18 protein-coding genes and 3 tRNA genes are annotated in these 19,751 nt (G+C 44.0%); 11 read left to right on the forward strand and 10 right to left on the reverse strand.

Features of this window, described 5'->3' with window-relative positions; translation table 11 throughout:
* Positions 1-3 precede the first annotated feature (3 nt).
* The 3 genes from AC1DXF_RS10845 to AC1DXF_RS10855 form a co-directional block, all read right to left on the reverse strand.
* Positions 4-77, reverse strand: a tRNA-Cys gene (locus AC1DXF_RS10845).
* Positions 78-157: 80 nt separating this feature from the next.
* Positions 158-230, reverse strand: a tRNA-Ile gene (locus AC1DXF_RS10850).
* Between the two features lie 4 nt (positions 231-234).
* Positions 235-307: transfer RNA gene (locus AC1DXF_RS10855), tRNA-Pro, on the reverse strand.
* Positions 308-654: 347 nt separating this feature from the next.
* Here AC1DXF_RS10855 and AC1DXF_RS10860 point away from each other — a divergent pair.
* The 4 genes from AC1DXF_RS10860 (at position 655) to ypfJ (ending at position 5,708) form a co-directional block, all read left to right on the forward strand.
* On the forward strand, positions 655-2,235 hold the full coding sequence (locus tag AC1DXF_RS10860) for a TROVE domain-containing protein (protein WP_477448420.1): 1,581 nt from the start codon (positions 655-657) through the stop codon (positions 2,233-2,235).
* Positions 2,236-3,180: 945 nt separating this feature from the next.
* The gene (gene efp / locus AC1DXF_RS10865) at positions 3,181-3,744 is read left to right on the forward strand and encodes an elongation factor P (protein WP_477448423.1); all 564 of its coding nucleotides are present in this window, start codon (positions 3,181-3,183) and stop codon (positions 3,742-3,744) included.
* A gap of 241 nt (positions 3,745-3,985) precedes the next feature.
* Positions 3,986-4,672 carry an SIMPL domain-containing protein gene (locus AC1DXF_RS10870; RefSeq protein ID WP_477448425.1) on the forward strand — a complete coding sequence of 229 codons (687 nt, stop codon included), beginning with the start codon at positions 3,986-3,988 and terminating at the stop codon, positions 4,670-4,672.
* A 175-nt stretch (positions 4,673-4,847) separates the two neighbouring features.
* Positions 4,848-5,708: a KPN_02809 family neutral zinc metallopeptidase gene (gene ypfJ, locus AC1DXF_RS10875; RefSeq protein WP_477448427.1), complete on the forward strand. Its 861-nt coding sequence runs from the start codon at positions 4,848-4,850 to the stop codon at positions 5,706-5,708.
* Between the two features lie 95 nt (positions 5,709-5,803).
* Here ypfJ and AC1DXF_RS10880 read toward each other — a convergent pair whose 3' ends face one another.
* Positions 5,804-6,937: an NAD(P)/FAD-dependent oxidoreductase gene (locus AC1DXF_RS10880; RefSeq protein ID WP_477448429.1), complete on the reverse strand. Its 1,134-nt coding sequence runs from the start codon at positions 6,935-6,937 to the stop codon at positions 5,804-5,806.
* Between the two features lie 237 nt (positions 6,938-7,174).
* On the opposite strand from AC1DXF_RS10880, the gene AC1DXF_RS10885 reads away from it, so the two are divergent.
* The 3 genes from AC1DXF_RS10885 (at position 7,175) to AC1DXF_RS10895 (ending at position 9,186) form a co-directional block, all read left to right on the forward strand.
* Positions 7,175-7,903, forward strand: coding sequence for a zinc metallopeptidase (locus AC1DXF_RS10885; RefSeq protein WP_477448430.1), 729 nt, complete (start codon positions 7,175-7,177; stop codon positions 7,901-7,903).
* Positions 7,904-8,110: 207 nt separating this feature from the next.
* Positions 8,111-8,692 carry an RNA polymerase sigma factor gene (locus AC1DXF_RS10890; RefSeq protein WP_477448433.1) on the forward strand — a complete coding sequence of 194 codons (582 nt, stop codon included), beginning with the start codon at positions 8,111-8,113 and terminating at the stop codon, positions 8,690-8,692.
* Positions 8,689-9,186: an anti-sigma factor gene (locus AC1DXF_RS10895; RefSeq protein WP_477448435.1), complete on the forward strand. Its 498-nt coding sequence runs from the start codon at positions 8,689-8,691 to the stop codon at positions 9,184-9,186. The genes AC1DXF_RS10890 and AC1DXF_RS10895 overlap by 4 nt, the downstream gene beginning before the upstream one ends.
* 559 nt (positions 9,187-9,745) lie before the next feature.
* Here AC1DXF_RS10895 and AC1DXF_RS10900 read toward each other — a convergent pair.
* Positions 9,746-10,009: a hypothetical protein gene (locus AC1DXF_RS10900; protein ID WP_477448437.1), complete on the reverse strand. Its 264-nt coding sequence runs from the start codon at positions 10,007-10,009 to the stop codon at positions 9,746-9,748.
* Between the two features lie 1,177 nt (positions 10,010-11,186).
* Here AC1DXF_RS10900 and AC1DXF_RS10905 point away from each other — a divergent pair.
* The 4 genes from AC1DXF_RS10905 (at position 11,187) to AC1DXF_RS10920 (ending at position 15,632) form a co-directional block, all read left to right on the forward strand.
* Positions 11,187-11,429 (forward strand): helix-turn-helix domain-containing protein, encoded by a 243-nt coding sequence (locus tag AC1DXF_RS10905; protein WP_477448439.1) that lies wholly within the window; start codon positions 11,187-11,189, stop codon positions 11,427-11,429.
* Between the two features lie 87 nt (positions 11,430-11,516).
* Positions 11,517-13,568: a M13 family metallopeptidase gene (locus AC1DXF_RS10910; protein ID WP_477448441.1), complete on the forward strand. Its 2,052-nt coding sequence runs from the start codon at positions 11,517-11,519 to the stop codon at positions 13,566-13,568.
* 431 nt (positions 13,569-13,999) lie between these two features.
* On the forward strand, positions 14,000-14,731 hold the full coding sequence (locus AC1DXF_RS10915) for a dioxygenase family protein (protein ID WP_477448443.1): 732 nt from the start codon (positions 14,000-14,002) through the stop codon (positions 14,729-14,731).
* 211 nt (positions 14,732-14,942) lie between these two features.
* A complete protein-coding gene (locus AC1DXF_RS10920) occupies positions 14,943-15,632 on the forward strand; it encodes a pirin family protein (protein WP_477448445.1) in 690 nt (229 codons plus the stop codon).
* A gap of 59 nt (positions 15,633-15,691) precedes the next feature.
* Here AC1DXF_RS10920 and AC1DXF_RS10925 read toward each other — a convergent pair whose 3' ends face one another.
* From AC1DXF_RS10925 to AC1DXF_RS10945, 5 genes are all read right to left on the reverse strand, one after another.
* Positions 15,692-16,123: a response regulator gene (locus AC1DXF_RS10925; protein WP_477448447.1), complete on the reverse strand. Its 432-nt coding sequence runs from the start codon at positions 16,121-16,123 to the stop codon at positions 15,692-15,694.
* A 152-nt stretch (positions 16,124-16,275) separates the two neighbouring features.
* Entirely contained in the window at positions 16,276-17,394 is a 1,119-nt protein-coding gene (locus tag AC1DXF_RS10930) for a Gfo/Idh/MocA family protein (protein ID WP_477448449.1), read from the reverse strand.
* Positions 17,395-17,549: 155 nt separating this feature from the next.
* Positions 17,550-18,194 (reverse strand): Crp/Fnr family transcriptional regulator, encoded by a 645-nt coding sequence (locus tag AC1DXF_RS10935; protein ID WP_477448451.1) that lies wholly within the window; start codon positions 18,192-18,194, stop codon positions 17,550-17,552.
* A 44-nt stretch (positions 18,195-18,238) separates the two neighbouring features.
* Positions 18,239-18,694: a DsrE family protein gene (locus tag AC1DXF_RS10940; protein WP_477448453.1), complete on the reverse strand. Its 456-nt coding sequence runs from the start codon at positions 18,692-18,694 to the stop codon at positions 18,239-18,241.
* A gap of 24 nt (positions 18,695-18,718) precedes the next feature.
* On the reverse strand, positions 18,719-19,738 hold the full coding sequence (locus AC1DXF_RS10945) for a c-type cytochrome (RefSeq protein WP_477448455.1): 1,020 nt from the start codon (positions 19,736-19,738) through the stop codon (positions 18,719-18,721).
* Between the last annotated feature and the right edge of the window lie 13 nt (positions 19,739-19,751).

Below are 19,751 nucleotides of genomic sequence, written 5' to 3' on the forward strand. Positions count from 1 at the left end.
CAGAGGCTGGTACAGGATTCGAACCTGCGAACATTCCTTTTGCAGAGGACTCCCTTAAACCACTCGGGCAACCGGCCAACGCATTATAAAATTATCTTTATCCGCTCATCGCATCGTTTTAGCTTTAACTCCATTTGTATAAATCGCTCTTTTACAGTGGAAATAAAAGGACTTGAACCTTTAACCGACACCGTATAAGGGTGCTGCTCTGACCATTGAGCTATATTTCCATAGTAGGGTAACCCGGACTCGAACCGGGAGCCTCTCCGTTCCAAACGGAGTAATCTGACCATTGATATACTACCCTGTAAAACAAAAAATCCCCTTAGTTTATCTAAGAGGATTGCATTAGTTTATATCGTTTTTATGAATACATAGCTATCTCCTCTGATAAATCAGCTGGGGGTATTGGCTCTGTATACATATTGTATTTTTCATGATGCAATGATACATAATATTTTATTAAATAAGAAAAATATTTTAATTTATTTTCAGATAGGCCACTGTGAGCTTCGCAGCCGCTAACTGCGAAACTAAAAAACGTTGGTATTTCAACCTTTTTCAAAAAAAATAAAAAATAATTTTTACTGCGCAAATAGGCTGCGCAGCGCCTCCTAACCTTTGTATCATCAAAACAAATAAAAGGAGGTAACAATGAAATTTAACCTGTTAAGCAAAGTAAAAAATCAGTTCACTAATCACGAGGGTGCAAAAGCGTTTGCGCTATCACCCGAGATGGAACTGTATACCCTGGTAGTAACCTGGAGCCTGAGCGATTCCTTTTACGAAAAAAACGATGACCGTATGGAGCGCCTGCGCAACATCATATATAAGTGCAAGCCCGAATTTGTGGGCAGGCTGGCAGTATATGCCCGTACAAAAATGTACATGCGTTCGGTGCCATTGGTTTTGGCTACTGAATTGGCTAAGCTGCACTCGGGCGACGATTTGGTTGCAAGGGTTACAGCCGGGGTTGTTAACCGCGCCGATGAAATAACCGAATTGCTGGCCTGTTACGAAATGCTGAACCAGCGCACCGGCCCAAAAAAGCTGAACCGCTTATCAAAGCAAATGCAAAAAGGCCTGCAAGCCGCGTTTAATAACTTTGATGAGTACCAGTTTGCCAAGTACAACCGCGATACCGCCATAAAAATGCGCGATGCTTTGTTCCTGGTGCACCCAAAGGCAAAGGATGATGCACAGCAACTGGTGTTTAACAAGATAGTAAGCGGCACATTGCAAACTCCATACACCTGGGAAACTGAGTTATCGGCATTAGGCCAGCTTAATTACGATAGCCAGGAGGCCAAAGCAATGGCTTTCCGTAACAAATGGGAGGAGTTGATAGATAGCGGCAAGTTGGGTTATATGGCCCTGCTGCGTAACCTGCGCAATATACAGGAAGCCGGTGTAAGTTATGCCCATATCCAAAAGGTATGCGCAACGCTTGCCGATGCGGATAAAGTGGCAAAGGCAAAGCAGTTTCCGTTCCGTTACCTGGCTGCATACCGCGAACTGTTGAGTGCAGGAAGTGTAACCCCTGTACAAGGTTTGGGTCAAAAGCTTAAAGCGTTGTTAACAGGCAACAAAGGCTATACCGGCGAGTTACTGGATGCGTTGGAAAAAGCGGTACAGGCAAGCGCGGTAAACATCAAAGGCTTTGATCACGATACCAGGGTATTGCTGGCCTGCGATGTATCCGGCTCGATGCAAACAGCGGTATCGGCAAAATCAAAAATTTTGCTGTACGATGTTGGCCTGATGCTGGCCATGTTGCTGCAATCGCGCTGTAAAAATGTAGAAGTGGGTATGTTTGGTGATACATGGAAAACCATTATGGTACCACGCCACAACATATTGAACAATGTGCAGGAATTTTACAAACGCGAAGGCGAGGTTGGTTATTCAACCAACGGTTACCTGGTAATCAAAGCCCTGCTTGACCGTAATGTGCAAATGGATAAAGTAATGTTATTTACCGATTGCCAGCTTTATAACAGCATGCCAGCTAAGGGCGATAACATTAACGCCTTATGGTCGCGTTATAAAGCAGCAGTTGCGCCAAAGGCAAAACTATACCTGTTTGATTTAAAAGGTTACAGCAAGGTACCATTGCAGGTAATGCAAAACGATGTTTACCTGGTAGCGGGCTGGAGCGATAAAGTGTTTGAAGTACTGGATTCCCTTGAAAAAGGAAATTCAGCTTTAAGCGAAATCAATAAAGTAGAAATCTGAGCCCCCTAACCCCCTAAAGGGGGAATAAGAAAACTTCCGGCTCCCCCTTTAGGGGGCTGGGGGGCTTAAGAATGCCGTAGACCAGGATTACTTCGCCAATAAGGGGAGGGCATTGTGGCGCAAGCTGTGATGAGGGTTCGAGTCCCTAACGCGAGTCCCCGTTTCCTGGTCGTTTGTTGCTTCTTATGTTATTAAAAATAAAAAGGTGCCGTAAATAAGTGTTACTTCGTTCAGGGACCCGTTGCCGGGACATTAGTCTACGACCGGGTATGATTCACTTATTGTTAATTGCCCTTTTTAAAGAAATTAAAAATAAAAAGAAGGTGTCGTAAACGAGTGTTACTTCGATTGATAACCCCCGGGTCGCCGGTTCAAGTCCGGCCTGTAGCTTAGGTTGCGGTAGCTCAGATGATAGAGCAGGGGCACCGCAAGGTGCAAGTCACTTGTTGCCAGTTACCCTTCCTTTTTTAAAATTAAAGGCCAGGCTCCTCCACGCAGGGTGGGGTTAAAAAGATGTTGTAAGTAAGTCTTACTTCGTTTCGGGACGTCATGGTTGCCGGTTCAGGGCCGGCCTTTGGAGCAATCCAAAGCAGCTCAATTGGCAGAGCGTGAAGGACTGATTGCCTGCAGTTCTTTTAGTTCCCCGGCCCCGGCTGTTTTGCCTGCTGTTGCGGTTTTGTTGCGATTTGTAAAACATGACAATTGGTAATTGATTGATTGATTATTAAATAAATACTATTTTTCACTATTTCACCTGTTGCGCAACGCAACAGGTTGAATAAAATTAAAAACTCAAATCCCGGCGCTCCTTTCCGGACTGCTTTTTTATTGATCCTTGTTCGGGAAGCCCGGTGTAATGTATTGATTATCTTCCTGGTAAAAATCTCAAATCTCATATCTTACATCTCAGATCTAATTTCTAATTTTGCGCCTCAATATTATTTTATGGCTAAAGCATCAGATGTTAAAAATGGAAATGTGCTTCGCTTTAATGGCGAATTAGTGCAGGTAGAAGAGTTTTTGCACCGTACACCAGGTAACTTGCGCGCATTTTACCAGGCCCGTATGCGTAACGTAAAATCGGGAAAATTGGTTGAATACCGTTTCCGTACCGACGAAGAGGTTGATATAGCCCGTGTTGAAACCAACGATTATCAATATTTATACGAGGATGGCGATTCATTGGTAGTGATGGATAATACTACTTATGATCAGCATAACGTGCCCAAAGCTTTATTTGGCCCTGCTGTTAAATTTTTAAAAGAAGGCATGAATGTGATTGTAGCTTTTGAAAGCGACGAGCCTATCATGGGTTCAATTCCAGGATCGGCCGAGCTGGAGATTACCTACACCGAGCCGGCTGTTAAAGGTGATACCTCAAGCGGCGCCCTTAAAAATGCCACAGTTGAAACCGGCGCCGAAATCCGTGTACCGTTGTTCATCAACATTGGCGATAAGGTAAAAGTTGATACCACTACCGGAACTTATGTAGAAAGAGTAAAGGCGTAAACCCTTTGCGCATCCCCTGAAGGGAAGACTTTTCGATTAGCATATTCAATCAAAACATATTTAACCAACAACGCCCGGTTCGAAAGGACCGGGCGTTGTTGGTTATGCAAATTGAATACACCGTTTCGGGGAGATTAGAGAAGAACGTGCTAAACATTTAAATAGCGCGTGCTGTTACACATTAAACTATTTGCCCGTCATTACAGTCATACAAACAAAAAACAACCATACACATTACACCATGAAGAAACTATTCATCATTGCCGCCCTGCTAACATTTACTTATGGAGCCTTTGCGCAGGCTGTTGATTTGCGCCGTAAAATAGAAGTTACAGGCCTTGCCGAACAGGAAGTTACCCCCGATATCATCAACGTTATTATATCGCTGCAGGAATATATGGACGGTAAAAAACACATCCAGATCTCGGACCTGGAAGCTCAGCTCGAAAAAGCAGTTAAAGATGCCGGCATCCCGGCGGCCGATTTTACCGTCAACAACGTATCAGCCTGGAACAATACCTTTCAAAAAAAGAAACAACCCGATTTTTTAGCCGGCAAACAATACGGCCTCCGGATAAAAGACCTGAACAAGTTTAACCAGATCGTATCTAAAATAGATCCTAAAGGCATTCAGTCTACCAACATCGACAGCTACGATTATTCAAAAATAAACGAACTGAAAAACGAGCTGAAACTTAAAGCCCTGCTCTCGGCCCGCGATAAAGCTTCGTTTTTATTGAACGGTCTTGGCAGTAAACTGGGCGATGTGCTCAATATTGCCGAAACCGATAACAGCAGTTTCCCCCAGCCACGCCAGTACAATACCATGATGTATAAAGCTGCCGTTGCCGATGCCCCCCAATCCGATATCGACTTTAAAAAGATTAAGATCAGCCTGCAGATAAATGCGGTGTTTGAAATAAAGTAAGCCATGCGGCCAGCCCCTCCTAAATCCTCCCCGGAAGGGAGGACTTTTAAAAATATGTCCATTCAAGAGAATATAAACTAACCTTCCTTTCAAAAGTCTCCCCTACCGGGGGAGATTTAGAGGGGGCTCAAACATTCCACTCCATTTTGCTGTTACCTCTAAAAATCACAAAATTATGCAATGGTTTGGCAGGGGCGAAAGCGATAATGTAGAAGATCGTCGTGGCGGCGGCGGTCGTGGCATAGCAATTGGCGGCGGAATACTGGGCCTTATTGGGGCAGTAATTTATATGTTTACCGGGATAAACCCATCGCAGCTGCTTAACCAGGCTGGCGACCAGCAACAGCAAACCGAACAACAAAACCCCAACGCGCCCGAAGACAACGGCAAAAAATTTGTTCGCGTGGTACTTAAGGATACCGAAGACATTTGGGGCAAACTTTTTAACGATATGGGGCGTCAGTACCAGGATCCTAAATTGGTTTTATTTACCGATTATATACAATCGGCCTGCGGTAATGCCAGTTCGGCCACCGGGCCATTTTACTGCCCCGGCGACGCTAAGGTATATATCGATTTGAGTTTTTACGACGAACTTAAAACCCGCTTTGGCGCCGGCGGCGACTTTGCCAACGCCTACGTTATAGCACACGAAGTTGGGCATCATATTCAAAACCTGTTGGGTGTAAGTGCCAAAATGGACCAGGCCCGCAGCAGGATGAGCGAACGTGAGTACAACAAACTTTCGGTTAAACTGGAATTGCAGGCCGATTTTTACGCGGGCGTTTGGGCCCATTATGAGCAAAGCGTAAAAAAGGTGATAAACGAAAATGATATTGAAGAAGCCCTGAACGCAGCCAGCGCAATTGGCGACGACCGCCTGCAAAAACAAAGCCAGGGCCATGTTGAGCCCGACAGCTTCACACATGGCACCAGCGCGCAACGTGTATACTGGTTTAAAAAAGGTTATGAAACAGGCGATGTAAAACAAGGCAACACCTTCGCCGATGACAGGTATGCTTTTCTGGCTAATTAACTATTCATTTCGCTGCGCTGTTATTTGCTGCGCGTCATTAGTCATTGGTGTGCCGATCACAATGTAGTTGAATTTAAAACTTGCAATTACAGTAGTTAAGTATTGCGCAACGTTAACGTTGCTACCTCCTCGCCTACCAGGCTTCCCATAGCCACACCCATGCCATTACAGCGCACCGCGCAAAAAATATTGGGTTTTATTTCTTTTACTATCGGGCTTAGTTGTTCGCCAAAGCCCATGATACCGCTCCACCAGTAATCAATCTCTATTTTTTGATCGGGTAGGATAACTTCGGCTAAATAACCCGCAAGTTTCTTTTTAACCTCATCGGTATGTCCAAATTCCCAGGTTTCTTCAGCCTTATAATTCAGGTTGCGGCCGCCGCCAAAAAGCACACGGTTATCAATGTTGCGGAAGTAGTAATAGCCCTCATTAAAATGATAGGTACCTTTCAGCTTTAAGCCACGGACAGGCTTTGTAACCAATACCTGACCCCTTCCTGGCACTACATCCAGTTCGGGGTATAACTGGCTGGCAAATGCGTTGGTAGCCAATATCACATTGCCCGCTTTGAAGTTGCCCTGCGTGGTTTGCAAGCTGATGTTACCGGCTTCATGACCAATTGCCGATACATGTACATTGTTTAAAACCAATACGCCCAATTCATACACCTTATAAAGCAAAGTCCGCATCATTTTGCCCGTATCAATCTGGCCTTCAAAACGGTTGTAAATCATGTGGGCTACGTCGTTTAAGCCAAAACCTGCAATTTTTTCATTCGCGACTGCATAAATGTCAGTCGATCCGATAACTTGCTGCAATAATTTATTGAGGTGATCCATTTGGTCAAAAGCGGCTTTTGCGGCTACGGCTTCGCCGGTCATAAACAACTCGTGGCCACCATATTGGTAGTAACCAATGTTTTCGTCCCCAAGGTTTTGCCGCAGGCGCTGCAGTCCGCGCCATTTATAATCAACCAAACGCATAGCCTCTGCTTCCGATGATCGGTTTATTACCTCAATTTGCTCGCTAACTGTACCAAAACAGGCAAAGCCAGCGTTTTTAGTACTGGCACCGCTTGGTAAAAAGCCCCGCTCAAGCACCACTACCTTCAATAATGGCTGCTGCTTTTTTAAATGCAGGGCGGCACTTAAGCCCACAAGGCCGCTGCCAATGATGATTACATCGGCATTGTCAATAAAAGAAGTCCGCTCCCAGTAGGAATACATAGTAAGTCAAAAGTAAAAATTGCGAAGCACTCTTGAACACCATAAAAAATAAACATATAGTGAAAAATTCAAAAGTCAAAACCTATCACTGCGGGCATTACTTTTGACATGCATGTTTGAGCGGAATGGTTTTTGAATATCCAGTTAGAAATGCGTGTGAACATACGTACACAGATTGAGCGCGTTATTGCATGCTAATCATTTTTGAATTTTGACTTTTTAATTTTGACTTAAAATATGGATCATTTATCATTTATAATAGGATATATTGGATATAACTCGGCCTGGTTTTTAATGATCCTGGTTGCAGTTGTAAGCTTTATTGTACAATGGCGTTTTAAAAGTAAGTTTAAACAATATTCAGAGATTGGATTGCTATCCGGCCTTTCGGGCCAGGAGGTGGCGGTTCAAATGCTACGCGCCCATGGCATATTTGACGTACAGGTAATAAGTGTAGAAGGCCAGCTTACCGATCATTATAACCCCGAAACAAAAACCGTTAACCTGAGCCAGGATGTTTTTTACAGCCGCAGTGTTGCGGCGGCGGCCGTTGCCGCGCACGAATGCGGCCACGCGGTGCAGCATGCGCATGCTTATAGCTGGCTTAGTTTCCGGTCGGCTATGGTACCGGTTATTAATATAGCATCAACCCTAACTCAATGGACGCTGATGATTGGTGTCATGCTGCTGATTTTTTCGCACAATCCTTTTGTATTGGCTATTGGCGTGGCAGCGCTTGCATTGGTCACTTTGTTCAGTTTTATAACGCTGCCCGTCGAGTTTGATGCCAGCCGCCGCGCACTGGCCTGGCTTAATAACAACTACAGTGTTGTGCAAACTACCGAAGAGCACGAACAAGCCAAAGACGCACTTTGGTGGGCCGCGATGACCTACGTTGTAGCCGCGCTCAGTTCGCTGGCAACATTGCTTTATTATGCGTCGTTTTTGTTTAACAGGAGGAATTAAAGGCCCTTCGGGCTTTGATGTGCAGATATGCAAATTTCAGATGTGCAGATGATGAATAGCAAAAGGCCTTCCACAAGTGGAAGATCTTTTGCTTGGCCCCTTTTTAGCGAATTAAAAATCTGCACATCTGAAATCTGAAATCTGCACATTTTTTCTTACCTTCCTGTAACCTAAGTAAAAGCCCTGTTGTCAGAGAGGTTGTAACACATGCAAAGCAAGCTTTCAGATATCGATCTTATTGAACAAACACTGGCGGGCAACCAATCGGCGTATGCTGATTTGGTGAAGCGGCACCAGCGGTTTGTGTTTACGCTTGCTTTGCGTTTTTCAAAAAACCGCGAGGATGCCGAGGAGATTGCACAGGATTGTTTTATAAAGGCATACCGTGCGCTGACATCATACGGCGGGCAGTCAAAATTTAGTACATGGTTGTACACTATTGTATATAATACGGCCATGACATTTTTAAGAAAGAAAAGGATAGTCACCGATTCAATTGATGACGAAGCTACCTTTATACAGGTTGAAAACCACGAGTCGGCTTATGATACCGACAATGTGGAAAATAAATCGCGGTCGTTTTATCTTAACCAGGCCATTGCGCAGTTACTGCCCGATGATGCTACCATCATAACCCTGTTTTATAAAGGAGAGCAATCACTGGAAGAAATTGCACAAACCCTGGGAATGGAAGCCAATACGGTTAAAGTAAAACTATTCAGGGCGCGCCAGCGTTTGAAAGATAAGCTGGAGCGTAATTTAAAACATGAGGTTAAAGAACTGATATGAATACCATAGAAGAAAAACTCTGGAACTACATTGATGGCGCCTGCACGCCGGCCGAGCAGGATGCCATTGCCCGGCTTATTGAGCAGGATGAAGCGTACAGCAAAAAATACCAGGAACTGCTACAGTTAAACCTGGAATTTACGGCCATGGAACTGGACGAGCCATCAATGGCATTTACTTACAATGTGATGGAAACCATCCGCGCCGAAAACGCGCGCCAGCCACTTAAAGCGACTATTGATAAACGTATTATTATAGGCATAGCTATTTTCTTTGTTTTTACCATCCTGGCTTTATTGGTGTTCGCTTTTGCAAACACTCATTTTCAACCTGCATCTTTTAATGTTAAACTGCCGGATACTATGAAACTACCAAATGCAGCCAATATTTTTACCAGCCCGGTATTTAAATGGTTTATTGTATTTGATGTTGTATTGGCCCTGTTTTTATCAGATAGCTATTTGCGTAGGAAAAAAACGACAAAACAAGCTTAATGTGTTTACCATGCTATACGCAAAAGTTTACAATTAACTAATATCGATTTTTTCAGGTTGATGTTTTTTTTTGTTAACATGCATTTTTAACGCGTATAAGGCTAAAAAGACGACTTGCTAAAAAAATTTACGAAGTTTTTATTTTTGGTATAGTAATTGTATATGCTTATATGAACTGGTAATCCTTACCGGTTTAATTGTGATAAGGTTTAGGTTGAAAGTCGCCCGACGCAAGGTCTGGGCGGCTTTTATTTTTTATAGATGTGCTGGCAATTTTAAAATTTGGGAATCAAACTATTTCGTTTAAAGGGAAGATTAAGCATAGATTTTAGTTTATCTGTATAGAAAAAATGAGGCGCTCTAAGATAATAACCCATCAATAGATCTTGAAAGGGTGGGTGAAATATTCGATACCTGCCGCTTCCTCGGCATTATACAGATAGCAGTCTTTTTAAAGGCTTGCTGTTACTCTTGCAGATGGCTGATATATTGCCTAAGCCGACAGCCAACTCATAGGCCAAATACAAAACAGGATATCAGCCCTTTCCTTTTGCGAACCTTACCATTTGGATTGATGTTTAAAGAGCAGATAACGGCTTCTTGCCGGGAGCAGTTTTAAGGTTTCTTTCTGGGAAAAATATTTCTGAATGACAAGCCTGTTCGTGCTCTTTGGCAGCATCAATAGCTTGTTTTCCTCATCCGGCGCTTCCCGGCGATATTTGATCCGGGATTCCTGTCCTGCATCATAAGCCAGCTTTCGTACCAAGGAACAGTTTATGACCCTTTCGGTATTTTTAAAACACCTGCAAATAGCCTCGATCATATTAGTGCCGTGTTGATAGTAACCGCTGTTACCCTTTTTCGGATGCGTAACGGTATCTTAGTGATGATCCGTTCGGCAGTGCGCCCTTGAGTATCGCTACAACGGTGCTTTACGTCCTTAGCTTGCTTTTATTGGCATTAATTCAACACGTCTCGCCGATGCTTGGTGACGCGCCCGTACCGCCTGGAAACAGCATCCGGTCTCCGGTATGTTACTCTTGATCCCAAATATGAAAATCACTAAAAAAGTTCTTGTATTGCCGCCCTAACTGTGCTATTTAACTGGAAGAACAGCCAGGCCAAATGGTTGCTGACCGGGGTGATTATCCAAATATATACTTTTAAAAAAGGTGCCGAATTTCGTTGTCATTCGCGCTCCTCGCCAAATCAGATCCCGGTCTCTTGTGACGGTCGCTTCCCATCTGCGTCTTTTGATGCATAAGTTTACCTTCTGGCCACGGATAGGGAAATTCAGGATACAGATCTCTGTTAGAATACCCTTCGAATCCCAGTTTCTGATCTTTATATTTTATAAGGTACAATATTCTTTTCCTCCAGGCAGACATTAAGCCCTGCAGGTAATTGAGTAACGTTCGTTAGTTCGAAGAATTCCAGCATAACCTATGGTAATAATAAGCGGCAAGTGTTTCGGAGGTGTTCTGCAAGGAATGTTCGGTTGCATTTTAAATCCCGCAAGATTATATTTATTTCATCCACGCCCTCATTTTTGGACTATACCCTTTCTTCTTATTCAGACTTGCCAAAATATACGTCTGACTTTATTATCCATCAAATTTTTGGGCTGATCCCTGATTCCGGGTTGTAAAAAAAGAACATAAAAAAAGAGAGCCTTTTTGGAAGCTCCCTTTCCCCTAATTAATTTAAACTATTGATTAAACCCAAAACAAAGAACAAAAAATCTCAACTTGGGCGTCTGAGAATTCAAAAAAAGTTTTTCACAGGTAGGTGATTTAATTTTTTTTCACAGATCATATGCAGGGCGAGTTGTTTTAAACAAATTTATTGCCAGTATTTATTATTTTGATAATTACTGGCAATAAATAATAGTTACGCCGCAATTATTTAATCCAATATTTTTTACGAACTTTAATAATCAAACGCTAAATTATTTTTTGAGCTCCCCTGTCAAAGATCAATTTTTTAATAAATCTAATTTTATGTTATTTACTGATTTTGAGTACCTTAGCAATTCAGACGAGGCTTTTAAAAAAAAAATAGCACTCCAGATCAAGAACTTGAGGCGGCAGAACCAGGTTACCCAGGAGAAGTTTTTTACCGAAACCAATATTAATATTGCCCGGCTTGAGTCTGGAAAAATTGATATTAGACTGGATACCCTCCGAAAAGTTTGTTATTATTTTGATGTTTCATTAGCTGGTTTTTTTCAAGGCATATATTAAAAGCCGTCTGTTTTAATAAAATCGCTGTCCTAAATTCTATTATTCAATACAATCGTTGTATTTTTTTACATACACCCAAACAAATTTATGATCAAAAAAGCGACACCCGCTATACTCTTAAGCGGGCTTCTCACAATTGCCTTGCTTCCGGCATGTAAAGACAATACCAAAACTTACGCGGATAACGACCCCGTGATTAAAAACATGGATGCCAGTGTGAAACCCGGCGACGATTTTTTTAAATACGCCAACGGAACCTGGCTTAAAAAGAATCCTATTCCCGGAGCTTACGCAGCCTGGGGTATAGGCAACGTTGTACAAGAGGAATTGCGCGACCGGATGAGAAAAATTAATGAAGACGCACTTAAGGCCAATGCCCCTAAAGGCAGTAATACCCAAAAAATAGGCGATTTTTATTACAGCGGCATGGATACCGTTGACATTGAAAAGCGGGGTATTACGCCGCTTAATGATGAACTGAAAAAGATTGAGGATATTAAAGATATTAAAGGCCTTATTGAGGAATTTGCTCACCTGGATGGTATAGGCGTAACTACACCCTTAGGCACCTATGCCGGACAGGATAGCAAAAACAGCGATAAAATAATGCTGGAATTAGGCCAATCGGGTATCGGGTTGCCCAACCGCGATTACTACTTTAATACCGATGCACATAGTGTTGCCATCCGCACCGATTATAAGTTAACGCATTTGCCAACAATATTCAGGTTGAGCGGCTTGCCTATTGATGCTGCAGGTGCTGCCGCCAAACAAACTTATGCCCTTGAAACAGCGCTTGCCGATAGCAGCCGTAAGCTGGAAGACCTGCGCGACCCTTACCGTAACTATAATAAAATGACGCTGGCCGGCTTAGGCAAACTGGCTCCCGATATCGACTGGAAAGCCACCTTTAAAAAAATGGATTACAAGGATGTGGATACCGTGATTGTTGGCCAGCCCGAGTACTATCGCGCCCTTAACAAGGCTTTGCATGATTATAGTATTGCCGATTGGAAAAACTACCTGCGTAAAAACCTGGTTACCTCTTTCGGATCGTACCTGAGCAAACCGTTTGACCAGGAGCTGTTTCGTTTTTATGATAAGGTGCTATATGGCAGCAAAGAACAACTACCCCGCTGGAAAAGAATACTTGACCTGGAAAACGGTGTAATGGGCGAAGTGTTGGGGCAAATATTTGTAAAAGAGTACTTTCCCCAAAAAACAAAAGAACGCTATGTAAAACTGGTTGAAGCCATGCGCGAAACGTTTAAAGAGCATATTGAAAAGCTTGACTGGATGAGCCCGCAAACCAAAGAAAAAGCATATTATAAACTGAGCAAAGTAATGCCAAAGGTTGGTTACCCGGATAAATGGAAAGATTTTTCGACGCTGGAGATTGACCGCGGGCCGCTTGCTTTGAATATGATGCGAGCCAACAACTGGCAGCATAAGTTTAACGCATCTAAACTGGGTAAGCCGGTTGACCGTACCGAATGGGGGATGACACCGCAAACCTATAACGCCTACTATAACCCATCTAATAACGAGATTGTGCTGCCTGCGGGTATTTTTGCTATACCCGGCTTTAAAGACGAGAATATTGACGATGCCATCATTTACGGCTACGCCGCTGCATCTACCATCGGCCACGAAATGACCCACGGCTTTGATGACCAAGGCCGGCAGTTTGATGCTAAAGGAAATTTAAAAGCCTGGTGGCTGCCACAGGATTCGGTTAAGTTTACCCAGCGTGCGCAAATGCTCATAAACCAGTTTAACGGTTATACTATTTACGGGCTGCACGTAAACGGCAAAGCCACCCAGGGCGAAAACATTGCCGATTTGGGTGGTATAGTAATTGGCCTGGATGCCTTCAAGAAAACCAGCCAATATAAAGAAGGCAACCCCATCAACGGTTTCACCCCGCTGCAACGCTACTTCTTAGGTTATGCGCTGGGCTGGCTGGGGCAAGACAGGCAGGAAGCCCTATCGAGCCAGATATTAACCAACGAACATGCCCCTGGCTTTATGCGCGTAAATGGCCCATTTACAGATGTGCCAGAGTTTTATGAAGCGTTTGGTATAAAAAAGGGCGATAAGATGTGGCTGGATCCCGATAAAAGGGTTAAGATTTGGTAGGCCAGCAGAAGAGAAACCCTATACATATTGCGGGTAGTAAGATTTTGTGAAACGCAGGAGAAGCTATGACGTATATTGCATGATGGCGAACGTTCACCCGCCGAGGCTGTGCCCGCACTTCTGCTGCGCAGAAAATTGGGGTTGAAAAGCATCGGCGTCGGCTACGCTTTCCAACTAAGTTGCAGCTCGGTGCTCCAAAGCAGCATCGGGCTGGTAGGTATTAACCGGCGTTCGCAGCCGATGTTATATAAAGTGCAAACGCAATTCTGTTTCAGGATATAATAAAATGGGGGCGTTGTTCAGTTCAGAACGGCTCGCCCGTTTTTTACATTCGTCGACAGATATCGATAATTGGGCGATACATTTTAGCCGGTACCCAGGGTTATAGATACTTTCAGCTATTAATCACGCTCAAAGAATCAATTAACATCATGGAAAGAAAAACTTTTTTAACCAGCGGGCTTGCAGCATTAGGCTTTGCCGCCATTGCCCCGCTTGCCAATTCCTGCAAAAAGGAAAGCACAACTACTACTACCGACACAACAACTACAACCACAACCACGAGCGGAACCTGTACCACCGGGGCTTCAGAAACTGCCGGGCCTTACCCTACCATTACACCATCAAGCTACGTGAGGAGCAATATTGTTGATGGCCAATCGGGCGTGCCTTTAACCATTAAGCTTACATTCACCAATACCAACAGTAGCTGCGCCGCGTTAACGGGCGCCCTGGTAGATATCTGGCATTGTACCGCACTGGGTTACTATTCTGAATATACAGATACCCCCGGCGGCGGCTATGCTACCATTGATTATACATCGTCTCATTTTTTGCGCGGCAGGCAACCTACCGATAGCAATGGGCTGGTTACGTTTACCAGTATTTTCCCCGGCTGGTATTCTCCAAGGGCCCCGCACATCCATGTGCATGTATACAATTCATCGGGTACTTCGTTATTAATCACGCAGATTGCCTTCCCTACAGATGTTTGCAATACAGTTTACACCACGGCAACTGACTATAAGGCACGCGGGGTTCAGGATACCGCAAATACCGCGGATATGGTGTTCAGCGACTCTCTTGCTACCGAGCTATCAACCGTTACAGGAAGTGTTTCGGCCGGATACGTGCTTACGATAAGCATCGGCGTTGCTGCCTAACTTTAAAACAGGCTATCTGTTACGGCCCCAAAAAACGATTGTGTGATGTTATTAAGTTGAAGAACTAAACCCTGTTTAGATATGGAACACCGGACGTTATTGGCACGCCTGTTTTTTCTTTACGTAACAGCATTGGGCAATTGTTTAAGGGTGCCTGCTTATATACCAAAAGATATCTTTATACGCCATTAAACTTCGTTATAAAATTTACATGATACCGCAATCCAAAGGAAAAATGTTTTTAGCAGATGAACGTGGACTAACCCAGCAGGATTGGTACCGCAGCTATCACACCTTTAATTTTGGCAATTATTACAACAATTATAAGCATCCGTTTAGCGATTTGTATGTTTTAAACGATGATACGCTGGCCGCGGCGCAAAGCACCAGGATGAGCGTGAAAGAACAAACAGCCGTTTTACTTATCCCGGTTGTTGGCGCGATAGGGTGTCGTGATCACAACGGCGATCACACCATGATCGAACCCGGCATGGTGCAGCTATTGGCGCTCCCGGCCGGTTTGGGTTTCCAGGTTAATAATCCGTATAATGCAGAGACGGACCTGGTTAATTTTTTGCAGCTCTGGATCAAAACAAAAGAACCGGTAAACCAGTCTTTCAGCTTCGATCTTCCGGCGAGCCGCAACCGTCTGACCGAAATTTTCCGGCTTGGAAATACAATTGGTTACATGGGGCAGTTTGACGGTCGGGCAGAAGCCACTCTTCGGGTTTCAAAACCGGGAAATGCTTTATTTGCCTATGTTATTGAGGGTGCGTTTGAAGTTCAATACCGGCTAATGCACGCCAGGGACGGCCTTGTTTTATGGGATTTGGACGAAACGGAGTTGGAAGCATTATCTAACAATGCCATCATCATGCTAATTGAAATTGCTCCGCGATGAGTAATGTATTGTGTATAGCGGCTTATCATCCGTTGCAGTATTTTTCCACTGCAGGCACTTCATTTACCAAAGTAAGTGATGTTTTTATCAATCATCGCCGCTCTAACAACCTGTTCTAATGCTGTTTTATTAACGGGTTTAATAATAAAACCGGAAATCAGTTCGAGGGCCGATGCGCGATGATGGTCATGGGGATCCAGGGATGCACTCACTAAATAAATTACAACTTTCCGGGACAGGTCCGGGGCCAGCCGCGCAAAACGTTCAATAAACCTCCATCCGTTAAGTACCGGCATATTAATGTCCAGCAGTATGAATTCTGGTAGCATGTCGGGTTTGTCTTTAAATAGTTTAAAGTAGTCAAGCGCGGCTTTACCATTTTCGAAGGTGATCGTTTTTTTAGCTATCTTATAATTAAAGATCATAATCTCCGACATCAGGCGGGCTATGCTGTCGTCATCAATTACACAAGCCAGGTTAAAATCATACATATGAATGTACAATTCAAAAAACGAACCAGTTCAAACTTGCGTTTTTTTAAGCTAAATTTTGTCGACAATGCACTTATATACCGGGAATAGTTTAATTATTGGGTAAATATTTACCCGGTTATTGTAACTGATTTTTGAGTCTCTGCAAGGTATTAAAGCCTAATTTCAACTTTTTTGCCGGTTTTAGCCGCAAGGTATATTGCGTCAATTATTTTCAGGTCTTTTACCGCTTCTTCGCCATCTATAGGTACAACAGGCTGTTTGTTGTGGAAGATAATGGCGGCCATTTCATCCATCTGCACCGTTTGATGAACGGTAATAGGCTGGGTTAGTTCGCCCTTGTTTGTACGGCCCATGATAGGCCCGTAGCCGGTGGATGGTTGCAACTCTGCAAATCCTTTTTCTCCGTTCAGGAAAAAACGGTCAAGGTTATTCATGTTATAAGTTGATAAACAGGATGCCGCAGCTCCGCCAGGAAAACCAAACTGAAATTGTATGGTTTCATCAACGCCTTCCTTAAATTTTACATGGTCTGTTTTGGTTTCCTGCGCAGTAACCCAAATGGGTTCTTCGCCGGTCATATAACGGGCGCCGTTGATGGCATAAATACCAATATCCATTATAGATCCTCCGCCTGACAGCTGCTTATTTAAGCGCCATTGCGACGGATCGCCAATTGTAAAACCGCATAATCCCTGGAAGAATAATATTTTTCCAAAATCACCGGCTTTTCGCATCCTGATCACCTCGAGGGTTTTGGGTTCAAAATGCATCCGGTAACCCACCAATAACTTTACGTTCGCTTTTTTACAGGCGTCAACCATCTCCTGCCCTTCACGGGCATTCACGGCCATTGGCTTTTCGCAAATTGCATGTTTGCCGGCTTTTGCCACTCTTATTACCTGGTCGTGGTGCAGCCCGTTTGGTGTTATAACATAAACCGCGTCTATGTCGGGATTACTTTTTATGTTATCAAAATTTTCGTAGTTATAACAATTCTTTACGGGTATGCCGTACTTACTTTGCCAGTCTTTAACTTTTGAGGGCGTACCGCTAATTACGCCAACCAGTTTGGCTTTTGTGCAGGCTTGCATGGCTTCGGCAACGCGGGTGCCATAACTTCCAAGGCCCATTATGGCCACACGCAGCACCGGCCCTTCATACGCTTCGTTATGATGGTCCATGCTACTTGCCCATCCCGAAACCTGTGTCAGTTGCAGGGCTAAGGCCGATATACCTAATTTTTGTAAAAAATCGCGACGTGAATTCATAACCGGTTGTTTGGTTTGTTTAGAGATCACAAATTACTCATTTCCCCAAATACTTCAACAGCCCGGATACCTTAATGTTTCTGACGCTATTATCTTTTTACAATCCGCAAAAAATGAGCCGGAGGTTTGTACCGCAAATGCACAACCATTTTTTCTTATTTTTTCCACTCAATAAAATTACGGTTCAGTACAATATCTCCGCGCTGTTCCATTTTTTTTAACAGGCGGGAAATCACCTCGCGCGATGAGTTCAAATCAGCGGCAATCTGGCCGTGGGTTATTTTTAGCTCGCGCGTTTTTAATTTTTGATATTGATTTTGCAGGTAATAGTATAAACGTTCGTCCATGCCCTTAAAGGCAATATGGTCAATCACTATCAGTAACTCTTCGTACCTGGAGCGGTAGGTTTCCAATACAAAATAATACCATGTTTTGTAGGTGGCCATCATTTGGTCCATCAGCGCTATCGGCACAGCCAAAACAGTGGTATCCTCAATAGCTTTGCCCATTACTTCGCTGGTTTCCAGTTTGGCAGCGCATATCATGGTTAGGGCACAGGCATTACCCGGTTCCAGGTAGTACATGAAAAATTCGCCCCCGTCGTCGCCTTCGCGGTATAGCTTAACCCGGCCATTTAAAATCATCATGGTTGATTTGATGTATTGACCGGTGCGCAACGCAACCTCGCCGGCGGGAATATGAATGACTGATGCGTTTTGAACTAAAAAAGCCTTTAACCCGGGCTCAAATTGGGGAAAAAGGTGGTCTAAATAGTCCTGGATAACGGATTGTTCTTTCATAATAAAGCGTGAAAATAAGGACGATATTTAGTTTGGCTAAAGCCTTAGGGATGTATAGTTGCCCATCCATCGGCCTGGCGGATAATAATTTCGCCGTTGCCGCTGGGCACATAGCTTATAAACGGAAAAAGCGTAGCCTTATCAATGTGCCGCTCCCTTACGGTATTGCTGCATTGCGCCAGTATCACTCCTTTTTGCAGTAGTTTTTGCAGTTCGGCTTCGTATGGCCCCGCTTTATCATAAACGGCAACACCATCGGCAAAAGCAATAAGCTCCATTTCAACCTTTCCTTTTAACCTGATGTCCTCCAGGGCATTGTCCATATTACGCAGGGTTTGCTTAATCTTCTTCGGGTCCGATTCGTCAAGGTAATAAAGCGCTTTATAGTGGGCTTGTGTGGCTTCGGCACCTTTAAATTCCGATGCGGCTGTTTGAGCGAAAGCTGGTTTAATAAAAAGCAACCCGGCAAGCACGAAGAGTAAGGCAAAACGATTTTTCATGGCTATAGATTTAAAGAGGTTAATTTATGCTTTTTTATGATGGAATTGCTGAATGGGGCCAAATGGCCCATATTTATGCTGGCGGGCGGTAAAGCCATCGGCATACGGCCCCACGGGTAAATCTATGGGCTTTTGCTTTAAGTCGGGATAATCTTTGTGTTGATCTTTGTGCGGCCGGGGCTGCGAGTTGATGTACGCTGCAACATCCCAGCATTCTTTATCGGTTAACTGCGGGCTTTGGTAGGTAGCACCAAAAGGCATATTGGCCTTTACAAAACCAGCCAAATTGCCTATCCTGTACATGCCCGCGCCATCATTATAACTGTTTGCCCCCCATAAGGGCGGGTAGGAATATGATCGTTTATCTGCCGCCAGCAATCCCTCGCCGTTTGCGCCGTGGCAACTGCGGCACTTCCGGATAAAAACAGCCCTCCCGCTCAACGGATTGGCTGCGCTATCCATAAATTTTAAACGTGGTGCAGTATTACCGAACAGCACCTGTCCCTTTTTTGCATTTTTGCCCAACCATTGCATGTAAGCCATTATTGCCTTAATTTCCTTAGTGCCGGTATCCGGCATGGCGCCATTCAGGCTGCGCTCAAAACACTCCGAAATCCGCACAGATGCCGATATAACCACGCCGCTGCGGGTACTTTTTTTAGGATAGGAGGCCGTAAATCCGGCGAAGTTGTTGGCAAATAACCGGGTGCCCGCATCCAGGTGGCAGTTTTGGCAGTTCATACCGTTGCTGATGTGGGCAACGGAGCCATTAGGGCCAAAATATAAAGCCGTTGAAGTAATTAGCTGGCGGCCATATCGTATCAAATCGCCCGTTTTACCTACGGGTATACTTTGTGCTTGCGGTGGCGGCCCGGCACCAACGATATTTCCCTGTTTTTGGGCCGTTTTAAGAGCAGTATCAACTGCCGCATCTTTATAATCACTCTTTTCTCCCAGCCTATTGCATGTCGAAACAAGCAACACTATAACAGCTACAACCAGTAATAATGAAACCGACATGAGGTAACGTGAAACTTTAGTCATGGCTTTTATAGTT

The sequence above is a fragment of the Mucilaginibacter sp. P2_A5 genome (genome assembly GCF_056404995.1).

Coding starts and splice junctions, on each gene's coding strand:
- AC1DXF_RS10860 (WP_477448420.1), top strand. CDS start 655: ATGAAATTTAACCTGTTAAGCAAAGTAAAAAATCAGTTCACTAATCAC.
- efp (WP_477448423.1), top strand. CDS start 3,181: ATGGCTAAAGCATCAGATGTTAAAAATGGAAATGTGCTTCGCTTTAAT.
- AC1DXF_RS10870 (WP_477448425.1), top strand. CDS start 3,986: ATGAAGAAACTATTCATCATTGCCGCCCTGCTAACATTTACTTATGGA.
- ypfJ (WP_477448427.1), top strand. CDS start 4,848: ATGCAATGGTTTGGCAGGGGCGAAAGCGATAATGTAGAAGATCGTCGT.
- AC1DXF_RS10880 (WP_477448429.1), bottom strand. CDS start 6,937: ATGTATTCCTACTGGGAGCGGACTTCTTTTATTGACAATGCCGATGTA.
- AC1DXF_RS10885 (WP_477448430.1), top strand. CDS start 7,175: ATGGATCATTTATCATTTATAATAGGATATATTGGATATAACTCGGCC.
- AC1DXF_RS10890 (WP_477448433.1), top strand. CDS start 8,111: ATGCAAAGCAAGCTTTCAGATATCGATCTTATTGAACAAACACTGGCG.
- AC1DXF_RS10895 (WP_477448435.1), top strand. CDS start 8,689: ATGAATACCATAGAAGAAAAACTCTGGAACTACATTGATGGCGCCTGC.
- AC1DXF_RS10900 (WP_477448437.1), bottom strand. CDS start 10,009: ATGATCGAGGCTATTTGCAGGTGTTTTAAAAATACCGAAAGGGTCATA.
- AC1DXF_RS10905 (WP_477448439.1), top strand. CDS start 11,187: ATGTTATTTACTGATTTTGAGTACCTTAGCAATTCAGACGAGGCTTTT.
- AC1DXF_RS10910 (WP_477448441.1), top strand. CDS start 11,517: ATGATCAAAAAAGCGACACCCGCTATACTCTTAAGCGGGCTTCTCACA.
- AC1DXF_RS10915 (WP_477448443.1), top strand. CDS start 14,000: ATGGAAAGAAAAACTTTTTTAACCAGCGGGCTTGCAGCATTAGGCTTT.
- AC1DXF_RS10920 (WP_477448445.1), top strand. CDS start 14,943: ATGATACCGCAATCCAAAGGAAAAATGTTTTTAGCAGATGAACGTGGA.
- AC1DXF_RS10925 (WP_477448447.1), bottom strand. CDS start 16,123: ATGTATGATTTTAACCTGGCTTGTGTAATTGATGACGACAGCATAGCC.
- AC1DXF_RS10930 (WP_477448449.1), bottom strand. CDS start 17,394: ATGAATTCACGTCGCGATTTTTTACAAAAATTAGGTATATCGGCCTTA.
- AC1DXF_RS10935 (WP_477448451.1), bottom strand. CDS start 18,194: ATGAAAGAACAATCCGTTATCCAGGACTATTTAGACCACCTTTTTCCC.
- AC1DXF_RS10940 (WP_477448453.1), bottom strand. CDS start 18,694: ATGAAAAATCGTTTTGCCTTACTCTTCGTGCTTGCCGGGTTGCTTTTT.
- AC1DXF_RS10945 (WP_477448455.1), bottom strand. CDS start 19,738: ATGACTAAAGTTTCACGTTACCTCATGTCGGTTTCATTATTACTGGTT.